At 69.2% G+C, this 7,164-nt stretch carries 9 protein-coding genes; 6 read left to right on the forward strand and 3 right to left on the reverse strand.

The window, feature by feature from the left end:
* Positions 1 to 823, reverse strand: an 823-nt coding sequence (locus AC1D12_RS19570) for a hypothetical protein (protein ID WP_477842360.1), incomplete at its 3' end; no start/stop codon positions are given.
* A gap of 143 nt (positions 824 to 966) precedes the next feature.
* Here AC1D12_RS19570 and AC1D12_RS19575 point away from each other — a divergent pair.
* Positions 967 to 1,947, forward strand: coding sequence for a potassium channel beta subunit family protein (locus tag AC1D12_RS19575; RefSeq protein ID WP_477825178.1), 981 nt, complete (start codon positions 967 to 969; stop codon positions 1,945 to 1,947).
* Positions 1,948 to 1,957: 10 nt separating this feature from the next.
* On the opposite strand, the gene AC1D12_RS19580 is transcribed toward AC1D12_RS19575, so the two are convergent.
* Positions 1,958 to 2,518: a DUF6036 family nucleotidyltransferase gene (locus tag AC1D12_RS19580; protein ID WP_477825179.1), complete on the reverse strand. Its 561-nt coding sequence runs from the start codon at positions 2,516 to 2,518 to the stop codon at positions 1,958 to 1,960.
* Entirely contained in the window at positions 2,515 to 2,973 is a 459-nt protein-coding gene (locus tag AC1D12_RS19585) for a type II toxin-antitoxin system Phd/YefM family antitoxin (RefSeq protein WP_477842362.1), read from the reverse strand. The genes AC1D12_RS19580 and AC1D12_RS19585 overlap by 4 nt, the downstream gene beginning before the upstream one ends.
* A gap of 113 nt (positions 2,974 to 3,086) precedes the next feature.
* Between AC1D12_RS19585 and AC1D12_RS19590 the strand changes: the two genes are divergently transcribed.
* From AC1D12_RS19590 to AC1D12_RS19610, 5 genes are all read left to right on the forward strand, one after another.
* On the forward strand, positions 3,087 to 3,725 hold the full coding sequence (locus tag AC1D12_RS19590; protein WP_477825181.1) for a TetR/AcrR family transcriptional regulator: 639 nt from the start codon (positions 3,087 to 3,089) through the stop codon (positions 3,723 to 3,725).
* Positions 3,722 to 4,678, forward strand: coding sequence for an HlyD family secretion protein (locus tag AC1D12_RS19595; protein WP_477842364.1), 957 nt, complete (start codon positions 3,722 to 3,724; stop codon positions 4,676 to 4,678). Before AC1D12_RS19590 ends, AC1D12_RS19595 begins: the two co-directional genes overlap by 4 nt.
* Positions 4,675 to 5,607, forward strand: a complete 933-nt coding sequence (locus AC1D12_RS19600; RefSeq protein WP_477842366.1) for an ABC transporter ATP-binding protein — start codon at positions 4,675 to 4,677, stop codon at positions 5,605 to 5,607. Before AC1D12_RS19595 ends, AC1D12_RS19600 begins: the two co-directional genes overlap by 4 nt.
* The gene (locus AC1D12_RS19605) at positions 5,604 to 6,728 is read left to right on the forward strand and encodes an ABC transporter permease (protein WP_477825184.1); all 1,125 of its coding nucleotides are present in this window, start codon (positions 5,604 to 5,606) and stop codon (positions 6,726 to 6,728) included. The genes AC1D12_RS19600 and AC1D12_RS19605 overlap by 4 nt, the downstream gene beginning before the upstream one ends.
* Before the next feature lie 37 nt (positions 6,729 to 6,765).
* The coding region (locus tag AC1D12_RS19610; RefSeq protein ID WP_477842368.1) for an FAD-dependent oxidoreductase at positions 6,766 to 7,164 on the forward strand (399 nt) is incomplete at its 3' end.

The following is a 7,164-nucleotide window of genomic DNA, read 5'->3' on the forward strand; positions in this document are numbered from 1 at the left end:
GCATTTCCTTGTCGCCGGCCGTCGGGATGCGGCCGCCGTCGGGGTCGGGGGGCGGGCGGGAGGCAGCAGGCGGGGCCGTTGCGGCCAGCGGGCCCGGCCGGGTCGTCGCGCCGCCCTTCTGCTTGTCCTGCAGCGCCTGCAGGCGCCAGCGCACCTGGTTGGCGGCGTTTTCCACCGCGTCGAGCTGCGTCTCGGCATCGGTCTTGGGCAGCGCCACCGCCCGCTTGTCGGTCATGCGCATCAGCAGGCGGCAGACCCGGTTGTTGCGGTTCAGGTGGCGCAGCGTCGGCAGCGTGCCGTCTTCCTCGACGACGCTCACGTCGCGGATGTTCTCGATCGCCACCTGGTGCACCTTGCCGGTGAAACCGCGCTGGAACCAGACGTAGTTCGCGCTGACGCTGACGCGCTCCCAGCGCGCCATGTCGAACACGACCGCGCCGAGCACGCCGAAGATGCCCAGCGTGATCAGCCAGCCGAACGACAGCGCCGCGCCGAGCCAGATCACGAGGCCCGCGACGATCGGCACCGCCACCACCTCGAGCATCGCGCGGTCGGAGGTGCCGTAGACGTTGCGCTCGTAGCCGGCGAGTTCGAGTTCGCCGCTGGCCAGCGGCTGGAATGAGGCGGCCAGCGCCTTCGCGCCGCGGCCGATGAAGATGTGGCCGGCGACCGCGAACGCGACGAGGAAGGGCAGCATCAGCCAGGTGCTGAACGACGCGAAGCCGCCGGCGCTGCGGGTGGCCGCCTGGGCCGCGGACGGGCTGCCGAGCGCGCACAGCGCCAGCGGCAGCAGGAGGGAGCAGGGTCTGATCATCTTGGTCACGGTCGCGACGGTAACGCGAAGCGCACCGCCCGCAAAGAGGGCCCACGAGAGTACCCGCACTCGGCCGTGGGGGCTCGTGGACGGCGTGCGAATCGACCGCGGGGCTGTGGCTAAGATGCCGCACTTCTTAACGAGGTGTAGCGATGAAATACCGTCGATTGGGCCGCAGCGGCCTGCAGGTCAGCGAGCTGTCGCTGGGCTCCTGGGTCACCTACCACAACCAGGTGGACACCGGTTCGGCCAAGGAAATGCTCGCCGCGGCCTTCGACGCCGGCGTCAATTTCTTCGACAACGCCGAGGCGTACGCCGCCGGYCAGAGCGAGGTGGTGATGGGCGAGGCGTTCCGGCAGCTGAAGTGGCCGCGCCTGAACTTCGTCGTGTCGACCAAGTTCTTCTGGGGGCTGGACCGCGAGGGCAACACCGTCAACCGGCGCGACACGCTGAACCGCAAGTACCTGACGCAGGCGATCGACGGCTCGCTCAAGCGCATGCAGCTGGAGCACATCGACCTGGTGTACTGCCACCGCCCCGACCCGCACACGCCGATCGAGGAGACGGTGTGGGCGATGAGCGACATGATCACCCGCGGCAAGGCCCTGTACTGGGGCACCAGCGAGTGGAGCGCCGCCGAGATCCGCGCGGCCTATGACATCGCCGAGCGCCACCACCTGCACAAGCCGGTGATGGAGCAGCCGCAGTACCACCTGTTCCACCGCCAACGCGTCGAGCAGGAGTACGCGCGGTTGTATGACGACATCGGCCTGGGCCTGACGACCTGGAGCCCGCTGGCCAGCGGCCTGCTGACCGGCAAGTACCGCAGCGGCGTGCCGCAGGGCAGCCGCGGCGCGCTGGAGGGGATGGGCTTCCTGCTGAAGGGGCTGACCGATGCGGACAAGAACGCCGCCGTCGCGAAGCTGGAGCCGATCGCCCGCGACCTGGGCGGCAACCTCGCGCAGCTGGCGGTGGCCTGGGTCAACCGCAACCCGCGGGTCAGCACGGTGATCCTCGGCGCGTCGAAGCTGTCGCAGCTGCAGGACAACCTGGGCGCGCTGGCGTTGACGCCGAAGCTGACGCCGGAGGTGCTGGCGAAGATCGACGAGATCACGCTGTCGTTGGCCGGTTGACGTCTTCGGGTCAAGGGCTTTCGGGCTCCTGGCCGACGCCATCCACCCAGGCCTGATCGGCGGCCACCCGCTGCCGGGCCTGGTTCCGCTCGTCATCGTCCAGGAAATTCGTGCTGCCGAAGCGCGACCTGACCATCGGAAGAGATACGACGCCGGCTTCGATACCCGCGCGGATCCAGCGCCGATCGCGCGGTTCGCCACGTGCGTACTTGGACAGGGCGGCATCGTTCGGATCGAGAAACCAGGCGCGCAGCCCACCGCGCTCCACCTTGATCAGGCGCTGCTCCCAACCGGACGGCAGGCTCGCCAGCTGCGGACTGACGGCATCCAGGTAGTAGCCGGACTGCTGGTGATACGCGGAGTTCTCGCCCAGCGCATCGAGCAAGTCGAAGATCCGTTGCGGGTCGTCCCTGGTGTAGCAATCGAGGTCGTTGGACATCGTCATGCCGGCCGGGACCTCGAAATGCCCTTCGAGCCCGAGGATCGACAGGCTGCCGATCACGACGAAGTCGGGGTGACCCGACAGCCGCCGGGCCTCGTCGAGCAGTGCGAACAACGCGTTGAGGTTCATGCGTGCAAGCCCACCCAGGGCGAGTTCTGGCGCAGCGCCGTGCCCCAACCTTCGGCATCCGAGATCATCGTCAGGGCCATCTGCCGCACGGGTTGGTGAAGGATCGCGGACCAGCGGTCGATGTAGTCCTCGCTGCACAGGCGCTCCTGCCGCCAGCGTTCGACCACCTTCAGGGCCTGCGCGATCATCGCAGCACGTTCCTTGGGCGTCGCCGTCACCAGGTCGAGCGCAATGCGCTGGTGGCGAATCAGGCGATCTTTCTCGACCAATGTTTGTTGAAGTCTGGCCTGCTTTCGGGCCGTGAGGTCCTGGTCACCGGCTGGCGAGAAGAAGCGTGGCGCCGCGATGATGGCCTCGACCCGGCCATGTCGTTCAATGGCCACCGGCGCTTCTCCCGCGGCCTTCATCAGATCGCCGAAGTTCTGCTTGGCCTGTGTCGAGGAGAACTGCTGCATGACGCTCCACCAATTTTGATTGTCCATTTTTTATCAAAATGGACAATTTAGCCATCGGGGTTTTTCAAGCAGCAGCCTTGACGTTGATAACTACACGTTCGTATAGTTATGCCATGCCACGCCCCTCACAGAACGTCGACCAGCGCCTGCTCGATGCCGGCCTCGAACTGCTGCCGCTGACCGGTTGCGCCGGGCTGTCGGTGCGCCGGCTCACCGAGCATGCGGGCGTCAACCTGGGCATGTTTCACTACCACTTCAAGAGCAAGGACAACTTCATCCGCGCGGTGCTGCAACGCACCTACGAGGCGATGTTCTCCGCGCTGACGCTCGAGGTCGATGCCACCGCCACGCCGCTGCACAACCTGCGCGGCGCGCTGCGCGTGCTGGCGCATTTCGGCCGGGCGCACCGGCACCTGCTGGTGCGCATCCTGGCCGACGCGATGGCCGGCGAGGCGGCTGCGCGCGAGTTCCTGCAGGCCAACCTGCCGCGCCACATCGGCATCGTCGGCGCGCTGATCGCCCAGGCCCAGCAACGCGGCGAGTTCCGCGCCGCACCGCCGCCGCAGGTGCTGGCCTTCATCGCGGCGGGTGTCGCGTCGCCGATCCTGATCGGCGCCGCGATGCAGGGTGCCGGCGGCCCGCCCGAGGCCGGCGCGCTGATCGACGAACACCTGCTGTCCGATGCCGCGATCGAGACGCGCATCGATGCCGCGCTGCGCGCCTGGCAGCCCTCGCCTGGAGACGCCCCATGAAGCGAACCGCCCTGCCGATCCTGCTCGCTGCGCTGTTGTCGGCCTGCAGCCAGCCCGCGCCCGAGGGCTACGCCGGCTATGCGGAAGGCGACTATGTGCGGCTGTCCGCACCGGTCGCCGGCACGCTGGCGCGGCTGCACCTGCAGCGCGGCGACCGTGCCGCGGCGTCGGCGCCCGCCTTCGTGCTGGAACAGGAGAGCGAGCGTGCCGCGCGCGAGGAGGCCGAGTCCCGCCTGCGTGCCGCGCAGCAGCAGCTCGCCAACCTGCGCACCGGCAAGCGCCCGGACGAGCTCGCCGCGGTGCGCGCCCAGCTCGCGCAGGCGCAGGCGGCACTCGCGTTGTCGAATGCCGAGCTCGCGCGCACCACGAAGCTGGTGGCCGAGCAGTTCAATTCGCCGGCCACGCTGGACCAGGCGCGCAGCAAGGTGGCGAGCGACCAGGCGCACGTCAACGAACTGGCGGCGCAGCTGCGCGTCGCGAACCTCGGCGCGCGCAGCGCCGAGATCGCCGCCGCCGAGCAGGAGGCGAAGGCCGCGCAGGCGCAGCTCGCGCAGGCCGAATGGCGCGTCGCGCAGAAGACGCAGCGCGTGCCGGCGGCGGCCGACGTGGTCGACGTGCTGTACCGCGAAGGCGAGTACGTGCCGCTCGGCGGCCCGGTGCTGACGCTGCTGCCGCCCGGCAACATCAAGGCGCGCTTCTTCGTGCCCGAGGCGGCGCTTGGCGGCCTGGCGCTCGGCCAGCCGGTCAGCCTGGCCTGCGACGGTTGCGGCGCGCCGATTCCCGCCCGGCTGAGCTTCATCGCCCGCGAGGCGGAGTTCACGTCGCCGCTGATCTACAGCCGCGAGAACCGCTCGGCCCTGGTGTTCATGGTCGAGGCCCGGCCCGAGCCCGCCGAGGCGCGCCGCCTGCATCCGGGCCAGCCGCTGCAGGTGCGGCTCGGCGCGAAATCATGAACACGGCCCTGATCGACGTGCACGGCCTGACCAAGCGCTACGGCGGCCGCACCGTGGTCGACCACGTCGACCTGCGGGTCGAGAAGGGCCGCATCCACGGCTTCCTCGGCCCGAACGGCAGCGGCAAGACGACGACGATCCGCATGCTGTGCGGCCTGCTGACGCCCGACGACGGCGGCGGCACCTGCATGGGCCATGACATCCGCACGCAGGCGCGGCAGATCAAGCGGCAGGTCGGCTACATGACGCAGCGCTTCGGGCTCTATGAAGACCTGAGCATCGAGGAGAACCTCGACTTCATCGCGCGTGTCTATGCCGTGCCCGACCGGCGCGCGAAAGTCACCGCGACGCTCGGCCAGCTCGGGCTGCAGACGCGCCGCACGCAGCTCGCCGGCTCGCTGTCGGGCGGCTGGAAGCAGCGCCTCGCGCTCGCCGCGTGCCTGATCCACGAACCGCAATTGCTGCTGCTCGACGAACCCACTGCCGGCGTCGACCCGGCAGCGCGGCGCGATTTCTGGGACCAGATCCACGACCTGGCCGCCGCCGGCCTGACGGTGCTGGTGTCGACCCACTACATGGACGAGGCCGAGCGCTGTCACGAGCTCGCGTACATCGCCTACGGCAAGCTGCTGACGCAGGGCACGGTGCAGCAGGTGATCGCGAGCGCACGGCTCGTGACCTGGGCGGTGGCCGGCCCGGACCTGGTGGCGGTCGGGCACCGGCTGCGCGAGGCGCCCGGCATCCGCACGGTGGCGCCGTTCGGCACCACGCTGCACGTCAGTGGCGACAGCGAGCAGGCGATCCGCGATGCGCTCGGCACGCTCGACCGCTCTGACCTGAAAGCCAGCGCGATCGAGCCCAGCCTCGAGGACGTCTTCATCGCGCTGATGCAGGACGCGAAGGACAACTTCGCGGCTGAAAAGCCATGAGCTGGAATCGCTTCATCGCCATCCTGGTGAAGGAACTGCGCCAGGTGCGCCGCGACCGGCTGACCTTCGGGATGATGGTGATCGTGCCGATCATGCAGCTGGTGCTGTTCGGCTTCGCGATCAACAACGACCCGAAGCAGCTGCCGGCGGCCCTCGTCGTGCAGGACCACAGCGAGTTCACGCGCAGCCTGGTCGCGGGGCTCGAGAACTCGCAGTACTTCCGCATCACCGAGCGTCCGGCCGGGGTGGCCGAGGCCGATGCACTGCTGGCCGCCGGCCGCGTGCAGTTTGCGCTCGTGGTGCCGCCGGACTTCTCGCGTCGGCTGCAGCGCGGCGAACGCCCGGCGCTGCTGCTGGCGGCCGACGCCACCGACCCGGCGGCCACCGGCAACGCGGTCGCGGCGGTCAACAGCATTGCGCAACGGGCGATCGGCCGCGAGCTGGAGGGTGCGCTCGCCGCGCTGAGGCCCACCGAGCCGCCCTGGGAGATCCGCATCCAGCGCCGCTACAACCCCGAGGGCCTGACCAGCTACAACGTGATCCCCGGGCTGATCGGCGTGATCCTGACGATGACGATGGTGATGATGACCTCGCTCGCGATGACGCGCGAACGCGAGCGCGGCACGATGGAGAACCTGCTCGCGACGCCGGCCCGCCCGGTCGAGGTGATGCTCGGCAAGATCGTCCCCTACATCCTGATCGGCTATGTGCAGGTGGTCGTGATCCTCGGCGCCGCGCGGCTGCTGTTCAGCGTGCCGATGGAAGGCAGCGTGCTGTTGCTGTCGTCGGTGCTGGTGCTGTTCATCGCGGCGAACCTGGCGGTCGGCTTCACGTTCTCGACGATCGCGCGCAACCAGCTGCAGGCGATGCAGCTGACGTTCTTCTTCTTCCTGCCGTCGATGCTGCTGACCGGCTTCATGTTCCCGTTCCGCGGCATGCCGGGCTGGGCGCAGGCGATCGGCGAGGCGCTGCCGCTGACGCATTTCCTGCGCATCGTGCGCGGCATCCTGCTGAAGGGCAACGGGCTGGCCGAGGTGGCGCCGCACCTGTGGCCGATCGCGCTGTTCATGCTGGTGGCCGGCACGGTTGCACTGACTCGCTACCGCCAGACCGTCGACTGATACCCTCCACCCGACAACAACGACGAAAGGCGCTCGCATGCAACGGATCGTGATCGTGGGAGGCGGGGCCGGCGGCCTCGCGCTGGCCACGCAGCTCGGCAAGACGCTCGGCAAGCGCGGTGCAGCGGAGATCACGCTGGTCGATGCTGCCCGCACGCACGTCTGGAAGCCGTTGCTGCACCAGCTCGCGGCCGGCAGCTTCGACACCCATGCCGAGGAGATCGAGTTCCTCGCGCAGGCGCGCGGCCACCATTTCAAGTTCCGGCTCGGCCGGCTGTCGGGCATCGACCGCGCGGCGAAGACGGTGCAGCTGGACGCGAGCTACGACGAAGGCGGCCGCGAGATCACGCCGGCGCAGACGCTGCCCTACGACACGCTGGTGATCGCGGTCGGCAGCCAGACCAACGATTTCGGTACCGCGGGCGCGGCCGAGCAC

It is taken from the genome of Rhizobacter sp. P1_G5, from assembly GCF_056405435.1.